The following is a 21,974-nucleotide window of genomic DNA, read 5'->3' as shown; positions in this document are numbered from 1 at the left end:
GGGCCGGACATGCATGCGTATGCATGGTGGCCGCGGCCATCGGGGCAGATGTGCGCTGCCTGATACGGGCCGAGCAAGCCCGGATCAGGCGAGGCGCGGTGCGTGCGGCGGTGCTGGAGCGCTGTGTGAAGCCCTTTCCGAGCCGGCGTTCAAGGGCTTCCGATGGACCGCTGCACGGCGTTGGCGATATCGGCCTGCAACTGGGCGGCGCGCAACATGCTCAGCCCATTGCTGGTGATGTCGAGCGTCGTGGAGTTGATGATGCTCTGGTTGTTCAGGCTGTTCTGGATGACGAGTCCAGGGCCAATGCCAGGGATGATGCTCACAATCGCGGTCGGAGCGGGCGCTGCGCTGGCACCGCCCACATTGGTGGTACTACCGGCGGGAGGGGTGACCGCGGGTGTTGGACTGGTCGTTGCCGCGGGAACCGTCGCTGCGGAACTGACCGTCACCGTGGGACCGGTCGTCGGGGGCGCCGTGGTCGCCGCGTTGCTTGGTGCGCCTGCGCCTGCGGGGGTGGAAGCGGAGCTGGCCACCGGTGTGGTGGTCGTCGCAGGGGCAGGTGTGGTTGGCGAGCTGACCGCCGCCGTGGGGCTGGTTGTTGCGGTGGGGGTGCTCGTCGCGGTGGGGGTGGTCGCTGGCGCAGGATTGATGGGCGGTATCTGCGCGGCGACGGCTGCGGCGGGCGCCGAAACGAATGTATTGCCGGGCCCGTTCTGAACCAGGTTCAGCGAGAGCAACTGCTGGCCGATCTGTGCGGCCTGTGCGGTGGTGAGTTGCGACAGCTGGCCAAGATTCAGGGTGCTCTCCGTGATCAACGCGCCATTGATGTAGAGCGTGCGCGAGATGCCCAGCGTGACAAGCAAACCCGTGTCCAGCGCAAAACCACCCCGCATCTGCGCCAGCGTGGAGTCGGGCACGGTCAGCCATGTCTGGGATGTCCGGCTCTGAGCCTGTACTGAAGTGGCGGAAAGCATTACCAAGCCCCATGCACCCAGGTGCCGGGACAGTGACAGGAGGTGTGACATCAGAAGCCTCCAGGTCCATGTTTGGACAGGCTGATTCCGGCCATGCTGTCGCGGCCTACGCCTTCGATCAGCGGTGCCTTGGGTGCGGCGCGCCAGTCCGCCTGTCGGTTGAACTGTGCAAGCTGCGTTCGGTTGTGAATCACGAACAGCAGCCTGTTGGGCCATAGGGCCTCAAAGTCGCTGCGCAGCATGGACCGTGTTCCCTGGGCCGGGTCACCCAGCAGCACGCGACCTGCCTGCAGTCCCTTGATGACAACGAAATGTTGATAACCGTTCTCGTTGATCAACGCCAGCGCGGGCAGGCCCGCACTGGCCAGCTTGTCCAATGGTTGCTCGAAGCCATCCGCGGCAAAGCCCAGACTCGCGAGATAGCGCTTCATGTCCAGCAGCGAAAAGCCTTCGCGCCGGATCTTTTCCTGGTCACCGTGTTGGTACATGTACTCGAACACCATTTGCTCGGTGACCGGGGTGTTGTAGTGATGGGTCAACAGGGTGGCGACTGCGGCCGAACCGCAGCTGAAGTCATACTGCTGCAGCATGGTGCCCGCCAGACGGGACTGGCGCATGCTGACCACTGGCACCGCTACCCCGCCCATGCCGATCGCGGGGAAGTAGGCCGGGGTTCTCGGCGCGTTCTGCGCGTGTGCGCTCAAGACCACCGCGCTCACCGCCAGGGCGACCGCTCGCACCCATGCATGGACATGGCCCGTATTCATGACATGTGTGCAGGACATGATGGCAACTCTCGAGGAACATGGGCGTGGCGCAGCGTGTCGCGCCATCGAGCCATCAATTCATCTGCAGATTGACGATGGTGGCGTTCTGAATCAGAACGTTGGCACCGGAGTTCTGTATGACCACCGGCAGACCGCTCATGTTGGCAAAGGAGCCAGCATCAATGGTGTTGTTGCCTGTGTTGACGCGCGACGCCGTATTGCCTGCGGTAACGCCGCTGAGTTCCATGTCGTTGTGCACCAAGGTTCCCCCGCGCATCTGCTCCAGGGTATCCGTCGCCACCGGCTTGGAAAAAAGCGACTCCGGTGCCTGTGTGTTGGGGGCGGCCGATTGGGCGCTGGCCTGCGTGGCGAACAGACACGCAAGAACCCCCGTCAAGGACCAGAGCGAATGACTGACATGCATGACTTGTCCCCTGACATGGTTGAAGAAGCGGCAACCGCCGCCGGCGCGGCCGAACTTCGTGCCGGGTGGCAGTCAGTCCGGTCGCGCCCGGCGTAGGTTGCCGGGCTTACAGGCAGTCAGCGGACGCCAGAGCCGCCACCCACAGCCAGGTTGGCCTGGACGTTCACGCTTTGCTGAGCAAGCGATGCGAAGCCGCTGTTCTGGCTGGTCACCATGATGCCGGCGGCCGATTGGCCGACGCTCGTCATGCTGTTGGACATGTTGAACGTCCCGGCGCTCACACGAACGGTGCCACCGCTGCCGCCACTGCCGCTGCCGCCAGCGCCGCCGGTGCCGCCGGATGCGGTGTTGGTGCCGCCATCGCCGGCGCCACCAGCGCCGCCCATGCCATAACCGCCGTTGCCGCCGTTGCCGGCAGTGTTGCCGCCATTGCTGGCGTTGCCATTGGAGGCATAGCCGCTGGAGCCACTGCCGGCACCGCCTCCGGCTGCGGCGCCGCCGGTGCGACTGCTCGCGCCGCCATTGCCGTCCGCAGTGCCACCGGCGGCGCTAGACGACGCGGTCCCATCGTAGCCGTTGTGGTTGGCGCGTGCGTTGCCGTTAGATGCATCGGACGAGGCCCATCCCTTGTTGGAGCCATTGGCACCGCCGCCATCGGCATTGCCACCGCTGCCGCCGTCTGCGTGACCGCTGCGGACACTGCCGTTGGCGGACTTGCCGCTGTCGGCCCAGCCGCCATCGCCGCCATCGCCGCCATAGCCCTTGCCGCCATCGCCACCGATGCCCATGCCCTTGGCGTATCCGCCCGAGGCCTTGCCGCCATCACCGCCGATGCCCTTCGCACCGTCAGCCGAGCCCTTGTTGAACGCGTGGTTGCCGATGTTGGAAATCGAGTTGTAGGACACCGAGCCCTCGAGCTTGGACACTGCCACGGCCTTGCTGACATTGAATGCATCAGTGAACGTCGCGGTAGAGCCGTTGTTTACGGCTGCCGAGCGTGAGGCCTTGGCAATGGCGTCGCCCGAATGCTTGTTGGTACTGGCGTCGTGCTTGTCGATCGCGATCGACTTGCTATAGCTGCTGTTGTCGGTGTTGTACGACTTGTCGACGTCGTTAATGGTCTTGTCGTAGGAGCTGTTGTCCGTGTTGTACGACTTGTAGGTGTCTGTGTTAGTGCTGTTGTTGGTCTTGGTTATGGTGTTTGTTGTGGTGTCAGCACTGGAGTTGTCGCCCTTATGGGTGTGCTGATCATTGTTCTCTGCGAACGCCATGCCACTGATACCAAATAGCACTGCAATGGCCGAGGCCAAAAGTGTCTTTTTCATAGATCCTCCGGAGGTTGAAAAAGTTAAAACATGCTTGCTAACGGAAGTGATATGCGTTGCCGCAGATCGACCGGCACAAAGCAGCATCCATGCCAGCGATGTGGCAATCAGCCACTACCACGCGATAGATCGTTCAAATGCATTTGTATCGGTGTGTACGTGGTGTCCAGGGTGTGGCCTGGAGTGGACTGCGAAGCTGTGTTGAGGGTCCGACTGTCACGAGCCTGAGACGGTGGGACGACGCATTGCGGTTCTGAGTCCGGTGGATATCCGCGTCCGATTGCGCTAACGCCATGAAATCCAAGGGCGAACCCGGCGCATGGCGCTGGGTTTGGTGGTGTCACAAAACTGTGATTGCGATATTTGGCGGTGTATCAAGCGCTGGAGGGCACAACAGGCATCCCACCCGCATGGATGGCATGGCCAAAAGCGATCAGCGCCGCCCATGGGACCTCTCATGACGCGTTGCAGCATCAGGTGAACACTGTTTTGCTTACACTTTCTTGCCTCCTTTTTCTTGGGGTTTGCATTGATTAACGTTTACGCTGGTCCAGCGGCGATGCAAGCGTTGCGTGGGTACGGTGCTTATTGACACGTCACTACGGAGGCAAGGTATGCGGCGACAGGGTTTATCTCGCTCCACTTCTTTGTGTGGAGCCATAGCGACCGCGTTCGTCGGTCAGTGGGCGCAGGCACAGGTGTCGCCTGCTGACAATCCAGGGCCTTCCGAGGCCAGCACCATCGAGCGCCTGGAGCGTCTGCAGCGTCAACTCGACGAGCAGAAGCAGGAAATCGAGCGGCTGCGGCGTCTGGTGTCCCCGCAACAAGGCCGCCCGACCGGCGCGGCGCAAACGCCTGCGTCCGAGGGCGCGAGCGCCGGCGATGCGGCGGGCGAGGCCCAGCGCGCGGTACAGGTTGGCGTGGCGCCTGCGACGCAGAACCAGCCGCCGGCCGTGGCCCCCCTGTTCGAGCAACCCGGCATCCTGACGCAGCCCGGCAAATATGTGCTCGAGCCTTCGTTCCAGTATGGCTACTCCTCCAGCAACCGAGTGGCACTCATTGGATACACCATCATTCCGGCGTTGGTCATCGGGCTGATCGACGTGCGTGAGGTCAAGCGCAACACGCTGACGGCGGCATTGACCGCGCGCTGGGGCCTGACCAACAGGATGGAGGCCGAGTTACGGATTCCCTACGTTCATCGCAGCGACTCCACCATCAGTCGCGAGATCAATGCAGGGGCCGCGAGTGAGCGCGCGTTCGACAGCAGCGGCAGCGCCATCGGTGATGTGGAGCTGGCGCTGCGCTACCAGCTCAATCAGCCCGCACCGGACCAGCCCTACCTCATCGGCGGCCTGCGCTTCAAGACGCGCACGGGCAAGGACCCCTTCGAGGTGGTGACCGACTGCGTGACGCGCTGCGTGGGCAATACGACCGGCACGGGCCTGCCTCTGGACCTGCCCACGGGTTCGGGGTTCTACTCGCTGCAGCCCAGCCTGACCTGGCTGATGGCATCCGATCCGGCGGTGTTCTTCGGCAGCATCAGCTACACGCACAACTTCCGCCGCAACAACCTCTCACGGCGCGTGCTGAACGGTGAGGAGGAGTTCATCGGTTCGGTCAAGCCCGGCGATGTCATCGGCCTGAACTTTGGCATGGGCATGGCGCTCAACGATCGCTCATCGTTCAGCATCGGCATGGAGCTCAACTCCGTCGGCCGCACCAAGCAGAACGGCGCGCGCGTTCCGACTTCGGTGCGCACGCAGCTGGCCTCGCTGCTGCTGGGCTATTCCTACCGCCTGTCGGCCACGCGGACGCTCAATGTGTCCGTGGGTGCGGGGCTGACCCGCGATACCCCCGACCTCACGCTGACCGTGCGTATTCCCATGACCTTCTGAGCTTTTGCGTCTGGGGCGTGCACCGTGGAGGGGGTCATGAACAAGACAGATGTACTGTGCCTTGCGCTGGGTGGGGATGGCCTGGACGTCGTCATGCATGTCCTGCAGCAGCAAGGCTGGCAGGTATCCCATGTGTCCGGCGCGTCGGCAGCCCTGGCAGAGCTTGGGATGCGCCGTCACGGTGTCGGGCTGATGCGAGTGGGGGATACGACGGAGGCCACGTTGCACGCGATGGAGCAATGCGTTCAGGCCTGCCCCGGCATGGAATGGGTGGCGCTCTGTGACGAGGCATTCCTGGAGTCGGCACCGTTCAGAGACCTGATTCTGGAGAGCTTCTTCGACTACCAGCTGATGCCGCTGGACTGGAATGAGACGCTGCACCTGCTCGACCACCTGGCCCGGCGTGCAAGGCTGCGCCAGCAGCGTAGAGCTGCAGTGGTGCAGGGCGAAGCACTGGGCATGGTCGGCAACAGCCCGCCGATGCAGCAGCTGCGCCAGACCATCAGGAAGGTGGCGACGGCGCAGGCCTGCGTGCTTATCGGGGGCGAAAGCGGGACGGGCAAGGAACTGGCGGCGCGTGCCGTCCATGAATGTTCGCAGCGCAGGGCCGGGCCTTTCGTCGCCGTCAACTGTGCAGCCATTGCGCCGTCGCTGATTCAGTCCGAACTCTTCGGCTATGAGCGAGGAGCGTTCACGGGGGCTACGACGCTCAAGCGGGGCGTCATCGAGATGGCGCAGGGAGGGACGCTGTTCCTCGATGAGATTGGCGACCTGCCGCTTGACCTGCAGGCCAATCTGCTGCGATTCCTGCAGAACAAGACCATTAACCGTGTGGGCGGGGTGTCGCACCTGGAGGTCGATGTGCGCGTGATCGCTGCGTCGCATGTGGACCTGGGCGATGCCGTGGCGCGCGGGCGCTTTCGCGAGGACCTGTTCTACCGCCTCAATGTGTTGACACTGACCATGCCGCCGCTGCGCAAGCGCATGGAGGATGTGGCACCACTGGCCGAGCATTTCTTCCGGCTGTGTGCCAACGAGCGTTCCGCGCGCCTGCAGGGATTCAGCGTCCATGCGCTGGCGGCCATGGCCGACTACACCTGGCCCGGCAATGTGCGCGAGCTCTGCAACCGCGTGCTGCGCGCCGTGGTCATGAGCGATTCGCGTTGGATTACTCCGGCCGATCTGGGCCTGGCGCAGACCCTGCCTGTGACGAGGACGGATCTGGATGCGGCGCGCACCCGCGCTGAGCGCGACGCCATACATCACACGTTGCTGCGCGTCGGGCACAACGTGACCCATGCGGCCCGCGAACTGGGCGTCTCGCGCATGACGCTGTATCGCCTCATGGACAAGCATGGCCTGGCGCCGATGACGCGCGAGGAGATGAACGGCATCCAGGCCGCCGTGCCCTGACCGACGGGCGTGCACGGCGCGCATGGTCGGAGGCGCCGTCACGGTGAACTGCCGCGGAGAACGCAGAGCGTTTTCGCCCGACAATGGCGCCCGGAAGAAGACGGGCAGGCGCGGCCGGTGCGGCCGCGATGAATGGGCGCTCCATGCCCACCATGCCCGATGTCTGCACTTGGATCAGCCGTGGAAACAAGCCTGGATATCGCACGCATACGCGCCATCACCATCGACCTGGATGACACGCTCTGGCCCGTCTGGCCGGCCATTGCGCGCGCCGAAGCGGTCCTGGCCGACTGGCTGGCGGCGCATGCGCCGGCCACTGCGGCGCTCTTCGGCGACGCCCAGGCGCTGCGTGCCATCCGTGTCCGCATGGAGGCCTTGCGCCCCGACCTGCGGCATGACCTGAGCGCACTGCGCCGCGAGTCCATCCGCATGGCGCTTGTCCAGGCGGGGGACGATCCGCAACTGGCGGAGCCGGCGTTCGATTGCTTCTTTGCCGAACGCCAGCGTGTGGATCTGTTTGAGGATGCGCTCGCGACGCTCGATTTCCTGGCCTCACGCTATCCGGTCGTGGCCTTGTCCAACGGCAACGCGGATGTTCAGCGCATAGGCATCGGCAGGTATTTCGCGGCCAGCCTGAGCGCCACGCAGTTCGGTGTGGCCAAGCCCGATGCGCGCATCTTTCATGCGGGTGCGCTGGCCGCGGGCGCCGAGCCTGGCGCGGTGCTGCATGTGGGGGACGACGCGCTGCTCGACGCGCAGGGCGCGCTGGATGCGGGCATGCAGGCCGCGTGGCTGAACACGGCGGGCGCCGCATGGCCGCGCGATGGCGCGCCGCCGCACGCCACCGTGCCCAGCCTCACGGCGCTGTGCGAGCTGCTGGCCTGACGCGGTCCCAGCGCCGCAGCACCCATTTCTCCAGCTCCGCCACCACGAACACCAGCGCGCCCGCGAGCAGCACACGCAGCCATTCATCGGGCGCGAGGTCGGTGGAGCCGAACACCGCCTGCAGCCAGGGCGCATGCACGAAGGCCAGTTGCAGCATGGCGCAGGCCGCCATCGCCAGCAGTACCTGCGGGTTGCCCAGCAGTCCCTCGCGCGTGAGCGCACTGCGCAGGACATGGCGGCTGCTGAGCAAGTAGAACATCTCGGCCGCGACCACGGTGCTGACGGCCACGGTGCGCGCCGTCTCCAGGCTGGCGCCGCGCTCGAGCTCCCACAGAAACAGTCCGAGTGCGGCGCCCGCCATGAGCAGCGACACCATGAAGATGCGCCACACGAACAGGCCCGAGAGCAGTGAGTCGCGCGGATCGCGCGGCGGGCGCTGCATCACATCGCTCTCGGTGGGCTCGAAGGCCAGCGCCAGGCCCAGCGTTCCCGAGGTGGCGAGGTTGATCCACAGCACCTGTGCGGCGGTCAGCGGCAGTTGCAGCGCAAAGGCAATGGCGAAGAACACCACCAGTGCCTCGCCTCCGTTGGTGGGCAGCATGAACAGGATGAACTTGCGCACGTTGTCGTAGACGCCGCGGCCCTCGCGCACGGCTGCGCCCAGCGTGGCGAAGTTGTCGTCGGCCAGCACCATGGCGGCGGCGTCCTTGGCCGCTTCGGTGCCGTTGCGGCCCATGGCCACGCCCACGTCGGCGCGCTTGAGGGCCGGGGCGTCGTTGACGCCGTCGCCCGTCATGGCGACGACCTCGCCGCGCGCCTGCAGGGCCTGTACCAGGCGAATCTTGTGCTCCGGGCTGGCGCGTGCGAACACGTCCACGTTGTCCACGACCTCGCGCAGTGCGTCGTCGTCCATGAGCTCGATCTCGGCGCCCGTGAGGGCGGGGCGCCCCAGGCCTATGCCCAGCTGCGCGCCGATCGCGCGCGCCGTCTCGCCATGGTCGCCGGTGATCATCTTCACGCGCACGCCGGCCGAATGGCATTCGGCCACGGCGGCCATGGCCTCGGGCCGCGGCGGGTCCATGCTGCCCAGGATGCCCAGCAAGGTGAAGCCGCCCTCCATGTCCTGCCACGACAGCGTGCTCTGCCGCGCGGGCACCCGCTTGACCGCGACGGCCAGCACGCGCAGTGCGCGCGCGGCACAGTCGTTGGCGGCGCGGCGCCAGTAGTCATGGTCGAGCGCGGCCGGCTCCTGCGCGCCAAGCCGGGTGGTGGCCTGGCTGTCGCACATGTCCAGCACGCGTTCGGGCGCGCCCTTGAGCAGGATGAGCGCCTGCCCGTCCTCGCTGGCCCGGTCGTGGTGCAGCGTGGCCATGAAGCGGTGCTCCGACTCGAACGGAATCGCGTCGATGCGCGGCAGTGCCTCGTGCGTGGCCGGGCCATCGAGTCCGGCCTTGAGGGCAAAGGTGAGCAGCGCACCCTCGGTCGGGTCGCCGGTCAGCGTCCAGCCCTCGGCGCCCTGGTGCAGCGCGCTGTCGTTGCACAGCAGGGCCGCGCGGGCCATGCCCTGCAGCACGGGGTCGCCGGCGGGCGAGGCGTCCATGCCGCCAACCTGAAAGCCACCCTGCGGCGCGTAGCCGCTGCCCGTCACCTCGTACACGCGGCCTGCGGTCACGGCGCGCTGCACCGTCATCTCGTTGCAGGTGAGGGTGCCGGTCTTGTCCGAGCAAATGACGGTGACCGACCCCAGCGTCTCCACGGCCGGCAGGTGCCGGATGATGGCGCGGTGCCTGGCCATGCGGCGCACGCCCAGCGCGAGCGTGACGGTCATGATGGCCGGCAGTCCCTCGGGGATGGCCGACGCGGCAAGTGCCACGGCCATCAGGAACATGTCGCCAGGCGCCTGTCCGCGCCAGAGCACGCCAATCGCGAAGGTGGCGAGCACGAACACCAGGATGGCTCCCGCCAGCCAGTGGCTGAAGTGCGCGATCTGGCGCAAGAGCGGCGTGGTACCCGTCTCGACCTGTGCCAGCAGGGCGCTGATGCGGCCCAGCTCGGTACGGGTGCCTGTGGCAGCGACGGCGCCCACGGCCGTTCCCGCGGCCACCAGCGTGCCCGAGTACAGCATGCCGCGGCGGTCACCCAGCGGCGCGTCCTCGGCCACGGGGTCTTCGTTCTTGTCGCTGGGCACGGATTCGCCGGTCAGCACGGCCTCGTCGGCGCGCAGGCTCTTGGCCGAGAGGATGCGCAGGTCCGCGGGCACCTTGTCGCCCGAGGCCAGCAGCACGATGTCGCCGGGCACGAGCTGCTCGGCCGCGATCTGCTGGCGCTCTCCGCCGCGCAGCACCGTGGTCTGGGGCGAGAGCATGCGGCGGATCGCGTCCAGCGCCGACTCTGCCTTGCCCTCCTGCACGAAGCCCAGGATGGCATTGACAATCACCGCGCCCAGCAGCACGCCCGTGTCTATCCAGTGGCCCAGCGCGGCCGTGATGACGGCCGAGACCAGCATCACGTAGATCAGCACGTTGTTGAACTGTGCCAGCAGCCTGCGCCATGCGGGCCGGCGCGGCGGAGCGGGCAGCTGGTTCGGGCCGTGCTGTATCAGGCGCTGCGCGGCCTCGGCATGGGGCAGACCATGATGCACGTCGGTGGCCAGGTGCGTGGCGATGTCGCTCGCGGGCAGGGCGTGCCAGGGGGTGTCTTGGTGGTGTGCAGTCGGCGTCGTCGGCATGCAGGGTGTGCGCCCGGTGGGGCGCACCGGGCCATGCGAAAGGGGAAGCTGTGGTGCAGCCAGTCTAGGGTGCCGGTATGGCCTGGCGCGCCCATGCCCTAGCTGAACAGGCGGAATACGGTCCTGAGACCGTGCGCAAAACTATCAAATCAATAGCTGTCAGCGCTTGATGGTAAAGCGCTGCAGCCATATTTGACTTAAATCAGAAAGTCCCGCAATGCCTGCAGGGTGGCGTCGGGCGCCTCGGTCATCTGGTGGTGGCCCACGGGCAGTTCGACTATCTGTACGGTCTTGCCCGCGTCACGCGCCGCCCGAATCAGGCCTTGCGCGGCCTTCGGCGGCGTCATCTGATCCTGCGCGCCCAGCGCGAACAGCACCGGGCAGTCTATGGCGGCGATGGCCTGCTCGCCGTTGGCATAGCTGTCGCAGGCCACGAAGCCGCGATGGAACACATTGACCTGCGGGTTGCTGCGCAGCACACGCCGGCCCAGGGCCATGCCCGCGCCATAGACCCATTGGCCCGCGCCGAGCGGCGGCGCCAGGGTGCTGCGCGAAAACACGTTCACCATGCGCAGCGCCTTCTCCGGCTCGTTCAGAGCGGATTCGATGAGTGCCGGCGACACCTTCATCGGGAAGGCCGTGCCCACGAGCGCCAGGTGGCTCACGCGCTGCCCCAGGCGTGCGGCGGCCTCCAGCGCGATCAGCGATCCCCAGCTGTGGCCCACGAGCGCGGCCCGGGCAACGCCCAGCGCATCGAGCAGGGCAGCGATGAAGTCGGCCGCCTGCTCCACGCTCTCGGGCGCATCGCCCTTGCTGCGGCTGTGGCCGGGCAGGTCCACGGCCAGCACGTTCCAGCCGTGGTGGGCCATGTAGCGGCTTTGCAGCGCCCAGACGCTGTGGTCGTTGAGCACGCCGTGGATGAAGACCACGGTGGGTTGGGTGGCATCGAAGGGCTTGCCGCCGCTGTAGCAATAGGTCTGTGCGCCGTTGACCAGCACCTGCATCACGCACCCGCCTTTTCTGCAGCCTTGAGGGCGCGCTTGAGGTCGTCGATGAGGTCGTCGGCATCCTCCAGGCCTATGGACAGGCGTATCGTCCCCTGGCCTATGCCGGCGGCGGCGAGCGCCTCGTCGCTCAGGCGGTGGTGCGTGGTGCTTGCGGGGTGGATGACCAGGCTGCGGCAGTCGCCCACGTTGGCCAGGTGCGAGAAGAGCTTGAGCGCCTCGATGAAGGCCTTGCCCTGCGCGCGGCTGCCCTTGATGTCGAAGCTGAACACCGAGCCCGCGCCGCGCGGCAGCAGCCTTTGCGCCAGTGCGTGGCTGGGGTGCGACTCGAGCAGCGGGTGGCCCACGCGCGAGACGAAGGGGTGGCTCGCGAGGAGCTGCACGATCTTTTCGGTGTTGCGCATGTGCTGTTGCATGCGCAGCGGCAGGGTCTCTATGCCCTGCAGGATCAGCCAGGCGGTGTGCGGGCTCATGCAGGCGCCGAAGTCGCGCAGGCCCTCGCGGCGCGCGCGCAGCAAAAAGGCGCCCACGGTGCTTTCCTCGGCAAACACCATGTTGTGAAAGCCGTCGTAGGGCTGGGTCAGCTCGGTGAATCTGCCGGAGGCCTCCCAGTCGAAGCTGCCGCCATCGACCAGCACGCCGCCAATCACCGTGCCATGGCCCGAGAGGAACTTGGTGGCCGAGTGGTAGACCAAATCCGCGCCATGCTCGAAGGGCTTGATGAGCCAGGGCGAGGTGAGCGTGGAGTCGACGAGCAGCGGCACGCCGGCCTCATGGGCGATGTGCGCGACGGCCGGAATGTCCAGCACCTCGAGGCCGGGGTTACCCACGGTCTCGCCAAAAAAGAGCCGGGTGTTGGGCCGCACGGCGGCGCGCCAGCCGGCCATGTCGCCGGGTTTGACAAACGTGGTCTCTATGCCGAAGCGCCGCAGCGTGTAGGCCAGCAGGTTCTGCGAGCCGCCATAGAGCGCCGTGCTCGCCACGATATGGCCGCCCGCGCCCATCAGCGTGCAGATGGCCAGGTGCAGCGCCGCCTGGCCGCTGGCCGTGGCGATCGCGCCCACGCCGCCCTCGAGCGCGGCCACGCGCTGCTCGAGCACGGCGTTCGTGGGGTTGCTGATGCGGCTGTACACATGGCCCGCGCGCTCCATGTTGAACAGGGAGGCGGCATGGTCGCTGGACTCGAAGACGAACGAGGTCGTCAGATGGATGGGCACGGCGCGCGCGCCCGTGGCGGGGTCGGGCTGCGCGCCCGCGTGCAGGGCGAGGGTGTCAAAGCCGGGGTCGGAGTATCCGGGCATCCATGTCTCCAGGGTGGTGAAACTGCGCGCCATTGTGGGCTATATTTCCCCGCCATCAGTCTGCACGCGGCGCCCGCGGCGCCACCCGGAGTTCCCCATGAAAGTCAGCGACATCCTGCGCCTCAAAGGCAACACCCTCTACACCGTGAGTCCGGACGAGCCACTGGCCCGCGCCGTGGAAACCATGGCCGAGAAGGACATTGGCTCGCTGGTGGTCATGGAGCATGGCGACCTGGTGGGCATGCTGACCTTCCGTGAGGTGATCCAGATGCTGGTGAGGAACGGCGGCGGCGTCGGCACCATGCTGGTCCGCACGGCCATGGACGACGCCCCCGTGACCTGCACGCTGGAGACCGACATGGACGAGGTGCGCCGCATGATGCTGGGCTGCCATGCGCGCTACATGCCGGTGATGGACCAGCGCATGCTCATGGGCGTGGTGAGCTTCTATGACGTGGCCAAGGCCGTGGTGGACAGCCAGAACTTCGAGAACCGCCTGCTCAAGGCCTATATCCGCGACTGGCCGCAGGAAGAAACGCCGCCCGCCCACTGACCTTTGGATCAAATCGGCTTCCAGCGCCCGTCCGACAAGCGCTGGAAGCTATTTTTTTCATAGTTGAGGCCGCTCGGGGATAATCTCGCCCCTATGAGCGGCAACACCCTTGGCACCCTTTTCTGCGTCACCAACTTCGGTGAATCCCATGGCCCGGCCATTGGCTGCGTGATCGACGGCTGCCCACCGGGCATGGCGCTGTGCGAGGCCGACATCCAGGCCGACCTGGACCGTCGCCGCCCCGGCACCAGCCGCCATGTGACGCAGAGGAACGAGCCCGATGCGGTCGAAATCCTCTCGGGCGTCTACGAGGGCAAGACCACGGGCACGCCGATCGCGCTCCTGATCCGCAACCAGGACCAGCGCAGCAAGGACTACGGCAACATCGCCCAGAGCTTCCGCCCGGGCCATGCCGACTACGCCTATTGGCACAAGTACGGCCTGCGCGACCCGCGCGGCGGCGGGCGCTCGTCCGCGCGCCTGACGGCGCCCACCGTGGCTGCCGGTGCCGTGGCCAAGAAATGGCTGGCCGAGAAATACGGCACGCGCTTTCGCGCCTGCATGACGCAGCTGGGCGAGCTGCCCATCCCTTTCGAGGGCTGGGAGCATGTGCCCAACAACCCGTTCTTCGCCCCCGTGGCTGATGTGCAGCAATACGAGGACTACATGGATGCGCTGCGCAAGAGCGGCGACTCCTGCGGCGCGCGCATCCGCGTGCAAGCCAGCGGCGTGCCCGTGGGCCTGGGCGAGCCGCTCTACGACAAGCTCGACGCCGACATCGCCTACGTGATGATGGGGCTGAACGCCGTCAAGGGCGTGGAGATAGGCGCGGGCTTTGCGAGCGTGGCCCAGCGCGGCACCACGCATGGCGACTCGCTCACGCCCCAGGGCTTTGCGAGCAACAACGCGGGCGGCATCCTCGGCGGCATCAGCACGGGCCAGGACATCGAGGTGCAGCTGGCCATCAAGCCGACCAGCTCCATCATCAGCCCGCGCGAGTCCATCGACATCCACGGCCAGAGCACCGAGGTCATCACCAAGGGGCGTCACGACCCCTGCGTCGGCATACGCGCCGCGCCGATTGCCGAGGCGCTCTTGGCGCTGGTGCTCATGGACCATGCGCTGCGCCAGCGCGCGCAGTGTGGCGACGTGCATCAGGCCGTGCCGCCGATTCCCGCGAGTATTTGAGTAAAAAGTGGCTCCAGCGCTTGTCCATCAACCGCTGGCAGCTATTGAATGAGTAGCGCGGTTACTTGCGCACCTCGTCGACGAGCGCGCGGAATTCGTCGATGTCCTCGAAGCTGCGGTAGACGCTCGCGTAGCGGATGTAGGCCACCTTGTCGAGTTTCTTCAGCTCGCGCATCACCAGTTCGCCGATGCGGGCGGAGATCACCTCGCGCTGGCCCAGGTGCAGCAGCTTTTCCTCGATGCGCTCGATGGCCGAGTCGATCTGCACCGTGCTCACCGGGCGTTTGCGCAGCGCCAGCTTGAAGGAGCCGAGCAGCTTGTTGCGGTCGTATTCGACGCGGCGGCCGTCCTTCTTGACGACGGTGGGGAAATTGACCTCGGGCCGCTCGTAGGTCGTGAAGCGCTTTTCACAGGCGCCGCATTGGCGCCTGCGGCGGATGAAGTCCCCGTCCTCGGACACACGGGTCTCGATGACCTGGGTGTCCTGGTGGCTGCAGAAAGGGCACCTCATCGCGGCGGCGGCTCGGGGGCCGTATCAGCGATAGACCGGGAAGCGGCTGGTCAGCGCCTGCACCTTGGCCCGCACGGCGGCCAGGTTGGCCTCGTCGTGCGGGTTGTCCAGCACATCGGCCATCAGGTTGGCGGTGATGCGCGTTTCCTCTTCCTTGAAGCCGCGCGTGGTAATCGCCGGCGTGCCCACGCGCACGCCGCTGGTCACCATGGGCTTTTGCGGGTCGTTGGGGATGGCGTTCTTGTTGATGGTGATGTGCGCCTTGCCCAGGGCGGCCTCGGCCTCCTTGCCGGTGATGCCCTTGGCACGCAGGTCCACCAGCATCACATGGCTTTCGGTGCGGCCGCTGACGATGCGAAGACCCCGCTCGGTCAGCGTCTGGGCGAACACCTTGGCATTCCTGGTCACCTGCTGTTGGTAGGCCTTGAACTCGGGCGACAGTGCCTCCTTGAAGGCCACGGCCTTGGCGGCGATCACATGCTCGAGCGGGCCGCCCTGCAGGCCAGGGAAGATGGCGCTGTTGATGGCCTTCTCATGCTCGGCCTTCATCAGGATGATGCCGCCGCGCGGGCCGCGCAGGCTCTTGTGCGTGGTGGAGGTGACCACGTCGGCGAACGGCACGGGGTTGGGGTACTCGCCTGCGACCACCAGGCCGGCGTAATGGGCAATGTCCACCCAGAAGATGGCGCCGACTTCCTTGGCCACGCGCGCCATGCGCTCGAAGTCGATGCGCAGCGCGTAGGCCGATGCGCCGCCGATGATGAGTTTGGGCTTGTGCTCGCGCGCCTTGGCCTCGAACGCGTCGTAGTCGATCTCTTCCTGTGCATTCAGGCCGTAGGAGACCACGTTGAACCACTTGCCCGACATGTTCAGCGCCATGCCGTGCGTCAGGTGACCGCCCTCGGCCAGGCTCATGCCCAGAATGGTGTCGCCGGGCTTGAGGAACGCCATCAACACGGCCTGGTTGGCCTGCGAGCCCGAGTTGGGCTGCACGTTGGCGGCCTCGGCGCCGAACAGCTGCTTGATGCGGTCGATGGCGAGCTGCTCGATCACGTCCACGTTCTCGCAGCCGCCGTAGTAGCGCTTGCCGGGGTAGCCCTCGGCGTACTTGTTGGTCAGTTGCGAGCCCTGCGCGGCCATGACGGCGGGCGAGGCGTAGTTCTCGCTGGCGATCAGCTCGATGTGTTGTTCCTGGCGCAGGTTCTCGGCCTGGATGGCGGCCCACACTTCAGGATCGGTTTGTTCGACGAGGATATTGCGTTGATACATGGCAGTCCGATGAACTAAGAGTCCCTTGGCAATCAAGGGCTGCCCAGGCGAACGACGGATCGCTGCGGGGCACTGCTTGCCATATCCGCGCGGTACGCTCCCCAGTGGTTTGCAGAAAAAACAGCCTTTCTGCCGGTCTCCACGTCAGCGGCGCGGCCTCGAGGTCGCGCGCCTATCGCCAGTTGCGTACCCCGCTAGTGTAGCGGAGCAGGTCCTCGCCCTGCCCGTGGTGGGCTACTCGGAATGCTCAGCTGTTGCCGAGCAGCGCGACCTTTTCCTCTGTCTGCGGCTCGGTGGATGCCGTTTCGGCAGCAGCGGGAGCCTTGTTGGGGACTTCCGGCTTGGCGACGGTCACCGGGCGACCCGCCACCTGACGCAGGCGGAAATGCTCGGCCAGCACCTTCGCGGCATAGCCGCCGTCGCTGGGCAGGTTGGCGGCGCCCACGTAGTAGCGCAGACCGCCTTCGAGGGAGCCGGCGCGGGCAATGCATTCCTGCAGTACCTTGACGCCCACGCGCAGGTTGGCAACAGGGTCGAACGCCGCGAGGCGGCCGCCAAAGCCTTCGTACTTGTCGGTGTGCACGCTGGTCATGACCTGCATCAGCCCCTGGGCGCCGACGGAGCTCTGCGCAAACGGGTTGAAGCTCGACTCGATGGCGATGATGGCCAGAATCAGCGTCGGATCGAGTTTGGTGCGCCGGCCGACGTCATAGGCCTCGGTGACCAGCGCGGCCAGCGGCTCGGGGGCGACGCGGTACTTCTTGCTCAGCCAATAGGCGACGGCCGCCTGCTCGCGCGGCAACTCCTTGGGGTTGATGGCCACGGCCCGCTCGCTCGCGGCCGGCTCCAGGGCGAAGCCAATCTCCTCGACATGGCGCGCGTGGAGCCATGCCCGCAGCTGCTCCTCCCCGGCCTGGCGCAAGTCGGGGCGGGCCGTGAGGGTGATCGCGGCGAAGGCGACCGCCAGGCCGAGCAGGGCAAAGCCGCTGTGCGTGATTTCAAGAAAACCGCTGAGCACATCGGCGGCAAAGGTGCGCACGCCGGTCATCGCTTTTCCTGATGCTGTCATAGCTGTTCCTTTCAGAGGCGGATCCCACAGGGCGCAGCGTCTTGTGCGCACGCTGAAGGCTCCGGTCTTGCCAGCTGTTCTGGCATGGATTGCCTGGTCGACCGGTCCGTGCCATGGCGCGCGGCGTCATGGATGCTTGCGAACCGATCCGGTCCAGGCCGGGTTACGGCAGAGGCATGTGGGCCTCCGTTCTTGAAGATGCGCGGATTCTAGGGGGCGTCAAAATGCACAGTCAAGAATATAGATTCATTTAAACATAGTAAAAAGTAGTTTGTATACTGGATTGAAACCCGAAATCTGATGAATTTCTGGGCATTTGTGCCCGGACGTGTCGTGGAAGGGCGGGCCCGAAATGAAAGCATCAATCGGATGCTGTGCCCGATAGGTAGAAGCAGCTGGAAAGAAGCGGCGGGCTTTGCTACCTTTGAGTCGCCCGGACGATTCGGGCGACCGCCGGAAGGAGCGATACCAGCGCGACGAAGGATCTCAGGTCCGTGTCGCAGCGTGGAGCCACCGCTTTCAAGGCACCCCCTGGAGGCAATACCTTGCCTCCTGCGCCAGGGACGATCCTCTCCCTGGTCGCAAAAGATGGCAAAGGACCGTTGTGTCTGCCGTCAAGCCCGGTACGCGGAAGGACTCCGTCTGCCGGGCTTTCTTTTTGCAGTTTTTTACACTTCCTCCCGGGCGTTCGCTGCTCCAATGGCGCAAAACACTTGGGATGGCGTGTCGGATGATGCAAATTGGTCAGGCGTTGAAAGGCAATCGTTGGGTCCGGCGCATGCTGTGGCTTGTGGCGGGCTGGTTGCTGTTGTGGCTGGTCGCATGGCTGGCGGTGCCGCCTATCGCCCGCACGCAGATCGAACGCCATGCCTCCGAGGCCCTGGGGCGCAAGGTCACCGTGGCCAGGGTGGAGTTCTCCCCCTGGTCCTTGGAGGCCACGCTGCACGGTCTGGGCATCGCCTCTCAGGATGGCTCATCCTCCCAGGTGCAGGTGGGGCGCATCTATATGGATGCGGAGTTGCAGTCCCTGTGGCGGCTGGCACCGGTCGTGGATGCGGTGCAGGTGGACGACCCCGTGATCCATGTCTCGCGCAGCGCCAGCGGTTCATGGGACTTTGAGGACGTGTTGGCGCGCCTGAACGAGCAGTCCAAGCCCAAGGACGAGCCGTCCACCGTGCCGCGCTTCGCGATCTACAACATCGCCGTGAACGGCGGCGCAGCCGACTTCGACGACCGCGCCGTCGACAGAACGCATACGCTGCGCGATCTCAGGCTGCAGATTCCGTTTCTGAGCAGCTTCTCGGCCGACCGGGAGGTCCGGGTTACGCCACGCCTGGCGTTCGAGCTCAACGGCAGTGCGTTCGATTCGGCCGCCGAGGCCACGCCGTTCGCCGACAACCGGCACACCGATCTGAACCTGCGCTTCCAGGACTTTGACCTCGCGCCGCTGGGTGCTTACCTGCCGGGCAGCGTGCCGGTGCGCCTGGGCGCCGGGCGGCTCGGCGCGGATCTGCGCATAGGCTTCGAGCAGGCCGGCGAGGCGCTGCTCAGGATCCGGGGCGCCGTGCAGCTCAAGGGCGCGCAGATCACCGACGCGGGCGGGCGGGCCTTGCTGGATTTTTCCGACCTGCAGGTGCGGCTCAAGGACGTTCAGCCCCTGCAGCGTATGGTGGATATCGAGTCCATCGATCTGACCGGCGCGCAGGCGTACCTGCGTCGGGCAGCCAACGGGGCAGTGGAGCTGCCGGCCATGGGGGACCAGACCGAACAGTCAGATGCCGCCCAGGTGGCGCCGGCCGCCGATGCGTCGCAGGGCGCATGGCAGCTGCGCCTTGCCCGTCTGGGCCTGCGCGACGCGAGCGTCGATTGGCAGGACGCGAGCCTGCCCGGCGGCAAGGCCGAATGGCGGGCCGACAAGGTCCAGTTGCAGGCCACGGAGATTGCGCTGCCCCAGCAGCAGCCCCTGCAGTTTCGCGCGAGCGCGCAGCTCACGGGGGGCTCCGCCCGGGGCGAGGCCGCGCGACTGGCCATGGAGGGACAGGCGACCGACAGCCAGGCCAAGGCCGCCGTGTCCCTGCGTGGGCTGCCGCTGGAGATGGCGGCGCCGTATCTGGCGCAGCTCATCCAGCCCGGGCTGACGGGTATGGTCGACGCCGACCTCGGCTTGGCCAGGCAGGGCAAGGCCATGGCCGCCCAGGTGGCGCGCCTGTCGGTCGACAGGCTGGCCCTGCAGTGCCCGGCCGCCGCAAACTGCGCGGGCCTGCGCCGGGCCGGTGTTGCCGATGCGGGGAAAACCTCGCTGCTCGAATGGGGGCAGCTGGAGGTCACCGATACCCTGGCGCTCCTGCCCGCGCAGCGCGTGACGGTGGGACGGGTGCTGCTCAATGGGCCCAAGGCCCTGGTGTCGCGCAGCCGCAAAGGCGAATGGATGTTCGAGCAATGGCTGGCTCAGGTTCCAGCAGCGCCCGCGGCAAAGGCGTCGCGGCGGCAGGACGGGGCTGCGGCGAAGGCAGAGGGCGCAGCCTGGGCCGTCCAGCTTGCCGCGCTGGAGGTCAACGGCGCGAGCGTCGCCGTGCGTGACGAGCTGCCGCAGCGGCCGGTCGCGCTTCGGGCCTCGGGCCTGCAGCTGCGCGTGCGTGATCTGTCCTATGCCGACGGTCGGCTGACTCCCGCCACCGTGCAGCTCGACACACGCGTCGCCGCGGGCCGCACCGAGCCGGGGCGCCTGCGCTGGGATGGCTCGCTGGCCATGAACCCCGCCCTGAACGTGCAGGGCAGGCTGCATGCCCAGCACCTGCCGCTGCACGCCTTCGAGCCCTATGTCACGGCGGACCTGAATGTGGACATCCTGCGTGCCGATGGCAGCTTCGACGGGCGGTTGCGCTATACCCAGGAGAAGGCGGGGCCGCGGGTGTCCGTGAGCGGAGACGCATCGCTCGACGAGGTGCGCGTGCGTGCCAAGGACGAGGATGGCGACGATGGCGCGGACGAGCGCAGCACCCGCATCGCCGAGCGCGGCGAAGAGCTGCTGCGCTGGAAGACGCTGGCGCTGCGCGGCGTCGCCGTGGATCTGCGCCCCGGCAGGCCCCTGTCGCTGGACGTGCAGGAGACCGCACTGAGCGACTTTTTCGCGCGCGTCATCGTTCATGAAAACGGCCGCATCAACCTGCAGGACCTGCGCAAGGGTGAAGCCTCGGACGCGCCCGCCGCCACACCACCGGCGCAGGCCGAGGGCAATGCGCCGGGCGCGGCCAGCACGCAGGTGCCGGCAGCGGCACCGCCCGCCGACCCCATGGCGCCGGTGATCCGCTTCGGCCCGGTGGCCCTGACCAATGGGGCCGTGCGTTTCTCGGATTTTTTCATCAAGCCCAACTATTCGGCCGACCTGAGCGAGCTCACGGGCCGGCTCAGTGCCTTCTCGTCGGTTCCCGCGGCGGAGGGCGCCGAGCCCGCCATGGCCGACCTGGAGCTCCATGGCCGTGCCCAGGGCACTGCCGCGCTGGAGATCCTGGGCAAGGTCAATCCGCTTGCCAAGCCATTGGCGCTCGACGTTCAGGGCCACATGACCGACCTGGAACTGCCGCCGCTCTCGCCCTACAGCGTCAAATATGCGGGCCATGGCATCGAACGCGGCAAGCTCAGCATGGACGTGGCCTACAAGGTCCAGCCCGATGGACAGCTCACGGCCAGCAACCGGCTGGTGCTCAAGCAGCTGGCGTTCGGCGACCCCGTGGAAGGGGCGCCCGCCAGCCTGCCCGTGCGCCTGGCCGTGGCCTTGCTCGCGGACCGCAACGGTGTGATCGATGTGGAGCTGCCCATCAGCGGTTCGCTCAACGATCCGCAGTTCAGCCTCGGAGGAGTGATCCTCAAGGTCATCGGCAACCTCGTGATGAAGGCCATCACCGCGCCGTTTTCCCTGCTCGCCGGTGCGTTCGGCGGGGGCGACGAGCAGGGCGTGGTGAGCTTTGCGCCCGGCAGCAGCGTGCTCGACGACAAGGCCCGCGAACTGCTTGACAAGATCGCCAAGCAGCTGGCCGACAGACCCGCCCTGCAGGTCACGGTGGTCGGCTGGGCACAGCCGCAGGCGGAGCGGGCGGCGTGGAAGCGCCAGCGCCTGGCGGACCTCGTGTTGGCGCAGAAGCGCCGCGCAGCCGCGTCCGCTGGCGCCGCGCCGGCCGACGTGGTGTCGGTCAGCGAGGCGGAATACCCGGCCCTGCTCAAGGAGGCCTATCGCCGTGCCGACATCAAGAAGCCGCGCAACCTGATCGGCATGGCCAAGGATCTGCCGCAGGCCGAGATGGAGGCCCTGCTGCTCGACAGCATCGCGGTGCCGGAGAGCGCCATGTCGGACCTGGCGCTGGCGCGCGGTGTCGCCGTGCGCGACTACCTGGCGAGCCGCCAGGTGCCCGCCGATCGCCTGTTCGTCGGCGCCCCCAAGCTGCAGCCCGAGGGCGAGGGTGCGACCAGGTGGACGCCCAAGGCGGAGCTGGCGCTGGCCACGCGTTGAGGACGCCTCGGGCGCATGCCCCATCGACCCCGGAGCAATTCGGGCGAAAATAGCGCCTTTGCCGGTGGCGGGCGTACCGCCACATGCACGGGCTGGAGCCGGCCGATGCGGCCGGCCCGCCATTCATTTCATTGGATCCATGTTTCCCTTTTCCT

Annotated in this window: 16 protein-coding genes and 1 riboswitch; of the genes, 6 read left to right on the top strand and 10 right to left on the bottom strand. The window is 66.7% G+C overall.

The annotated features are described in order from the left end of the window. Positions 1-149: 149 nt before the first annotated feature. The 4 genes from ABUE11_RS13335 to ABUE11_RS13320 all read right to left on the bottom strand — a co-directional run bounded on the left by ABUE11_RS13335 (position 150) and on the right by ABUE11_RS13320 (position 3,493). Positions 150-1,028 (bottom strand): hypothetical protein, encoded by an 879-nt coding sequence (locus tag ABUE11_RS13335; protein ID WP_367065748.1) that lies wholly within the window; start codon positions 1,026-1,028, stop codon positions 150-152. Continuing rightward, positions 1,028-1,762 carry a C39 family peptidase gene (locus ABUE11_RS13330; protein ID WP_367065747.1) on the bottom strand — a complete coding sequence of 245 codons (735 nt, stop codon included), beginning with the start codon at positions 1,760-1,762 and terminating at the stop codon, positions 1,028-1,030. Before ABUE11_RS13330 ends, ABUE11_RS13335 begins: the two co-directional genes overlap by 1 nt. Before the next feature lie 55 nt (positions 1,763-1,817). After that, the gene (locus ABUE11_RS13325) at positions 1,818-2,168 is read right to left on the bottom strand and encodes a hypothetical protein (RefSeq protein WP_367065746.1); all 351 of its coding nucleotides are present in this window, start codon (positions 2,166-2,168) and stop codon (positions 1,818-1,820) included. A gap of 116 nt (positions 2,169-2,284) precedes the next feature. Then, entirely contained in the window at positions 2,285-3,493 is a 1,209-nt protein-coding gene (locus ABUE11_RS13320) for a hypothetical protein (RefSeq protein ID WP_367065745.1), read from the bottom strand. A 698-nt stretch (positions 3,494-4,191) separates the two neighbouring features. On the opposite strand from ABUE11_RS13320, the gene ABUE11_RS13315 reads away from it, so the two are divergent. From ABUE11_RS13315 to ABUE11_RS13305, 3 genes are all read left to right on the top strand, one after another. After that, positions 4,192-5,391 carry an acetate kinase gene (locus ABUE11_RS13315; RefSeq protein ID WP_367065744.1) on the top strand — a complete coding sequence of 400 codons (1,200 nt, stop codon included), beginning with the start codon at positions 4,192-4,194 and terminating at the stop codon, positions 5,389-5,391. Positions 5,392-5,427: 36 nt separating this feature from the next. Further along, the gene (locus ABUE11_RS13310) at positions 5,428-6,804 is read left to right on the top strand and encodes a sigma-54 dependent transcriptional regulator (RefSeq protein ID WP_367065743.1); all 1,377 of its coding nucleotides are present in this window, start codon (positions 5,428-5,430) and stop codon (positions 6,802-6,804) included. 180 nt (positions 6,805-6,984) lie between these two features. Further along, positions 6,985-7,689, top strand: coding sequence for an HAD family hydrolase (locus ABUE11_RS13305; RefSeq protein ID WP_367065741.1), 705 nt, complete (start codon positions 6,985-6,987; stop codon positions 7,687-7,689). Here ABUE11_RS13305 and ABUE11_RS13300 read toward each other — a convergent pair. The 3 genes from ABUE11_RS13300 to ABUE11_RS13290 all read right to left on the bottom strand — a co-directional run bounded on the left by ABUE11_RS13300 (position 7,661) and on the right by ABUE11_RS13290 (position 12,722). Further along, positions 7,661-10,417 carry a cation-transporting P-type ATPase gene (locus tag ABUE11_RS13300; RefSeq protein WP_367065740.1) on the bottom strand — a complete coding sequence of 919 codons (2,757 nt, stop codon included), beginning with the start codon at positions 10,415-10,417 and terminating at the stop codon, positions 7,661-7,663. The genes ABUE11_RS13305 and ABUE11_RS13300 overlap by 29 nt on opposite strands. Before the next feature lie 197 nt (positions 10,418-10,614). Next, a complete protein-coding gene (locus ABUE11_RS13295; protein ID WP_367065739.1) occupies positions 10,615-11,421 on the bottom strand; it encodes an alpha/beta hydrolase in 807 nt (268 codons plus the stop codon). Beyond that, positions 11,421-12,722, bottom strand: coding sequence for an O-acetylhomoserine aminocarboxypropyltransferase (locus ABUE11_RS13290; RefSeq protein ID WP_367065738.1), 1,302 nt, complete (start codon positions 12,720-12,722; stop codon positions 11,421-11,423). Before ABUE11_RS13290 ends, ABUE11_RS13295 begins: the two co-directional genes overlap by 1 nt. A 97-nt stretch (positions 12,723-12,819) precedes the next feature. Between ABUE11_RS13290 and ABUE11_RS13285 the strand changes: the two genes are divergently transcribed. Both ABUE11_RS13285 and aroC read left to right on the top strand, forming a co-directional pair. Beyond that, on the top strand, positions 12,820-13,275 hold the full coding sequence (locus ABUE11_RS13285) for a CBS domain-containing protein (protein ID WP_367065737.1): 456 nt from the start codon (positions 12,820-12,822) through the stop codon (positions 13,273-13,275). A gap of 93 nt (positions 13,276-13,368) precedes the next feature. Further along, positions 13,369-14,463: a chorismate synthase gene (gene aroC / locus ABUE11_RS13280; RefSeq protein ID WP_367065736.1), complete on the top strand. Its 1,095-nt coding sequence runs from the start codon at positions 13,369-13,371 to the stop codon at positions 14,461-14,463. A 61-nt stretch (positions 14,464-14,524) separates the two neighbouring features. Here aroC and nrdR read toward each other — a convergent pair whose 3' ends face one another. From nrdR to ABUE11_RS13265, 3 genes are all read right to left on the bottom strand, one after another. Beyond that, positions 14,525-14,974: a transcriptional regulator NrdR gene (nrdR, locus tag ABUE11_RS13275; protein WP_367065735.1), complete on the bottom strand. Its 450-nt coding sequence runs from the start codon at positions 14,972-14,974 to the stop codon at positions 14,525-14,527. A 24-nt stretch (positions 14,975-14,998) separates the two neighbouring features. Continuing rightward, positions 14,999-16,243: a serine hydroxymethyltransferase gene (gene glyA / locus ABUE11_RS13270; RefSeq protein ID WP_367065734.1), complete on the bottom strand. Its 1,245-nt coding sequence runs from the start codon at positions 16,241-16,243 to the stop codon at positions 14,999-15,001. Between the two features lie 34 nt (positions 16,244-16,277). Next, a riboswitch (ZMP/ZTP riboswitch) is annotated at positions 16,278-16,439 on the bottom strand. 51 nt (positions 16,440-16,490) lie between these two features. Beyond that, complete coding sequence (locus ABUE11_RS13265) at positions 16,491-17,312, bottom strand: lytic transglycosylase domain-containing protein (protein WP_367065733.1); 822 nt, start codon at positions 17,310-17,312, stop codon at positions 16,491-16,493. A 778-nt stretch (positions 17,313-18,090) separates the two neighbouring features. On the opposite strand from ABUE11_RS13265, the gene ABUE11_RS13260 reads away from it, so the two are divergent. Next, on the top strand, positions 18,091-21,819 hold the full coding sequence (locus ABUE11_RS13260) for a DUF748 domain-containing protein (RefSeq protein WP_367065732.1): 3,729 nt from the start codon (positions 18,091-18,093) through the stop codon (positions 21,817-21,819). Positions 21,820-21,974: the final 155 nt, after the last annotated feature.

Origin of the sequence: Oryzisolibacter sp. LB2S (assembly GCF_040732315.1) — a bacterium.
Lineage (GTDB): Bacteria > Pseudomonadota > Gammaproteobacteria > Burkholderiales > Burkholderiaceae_C > Alicycliphilus > Alicycliphilus soli.
The sequence above is the reverse complement of the archived record's forward strand: the minus strand, read 5'-3'. Positions and strand labels throughout refer to the sequence as shown.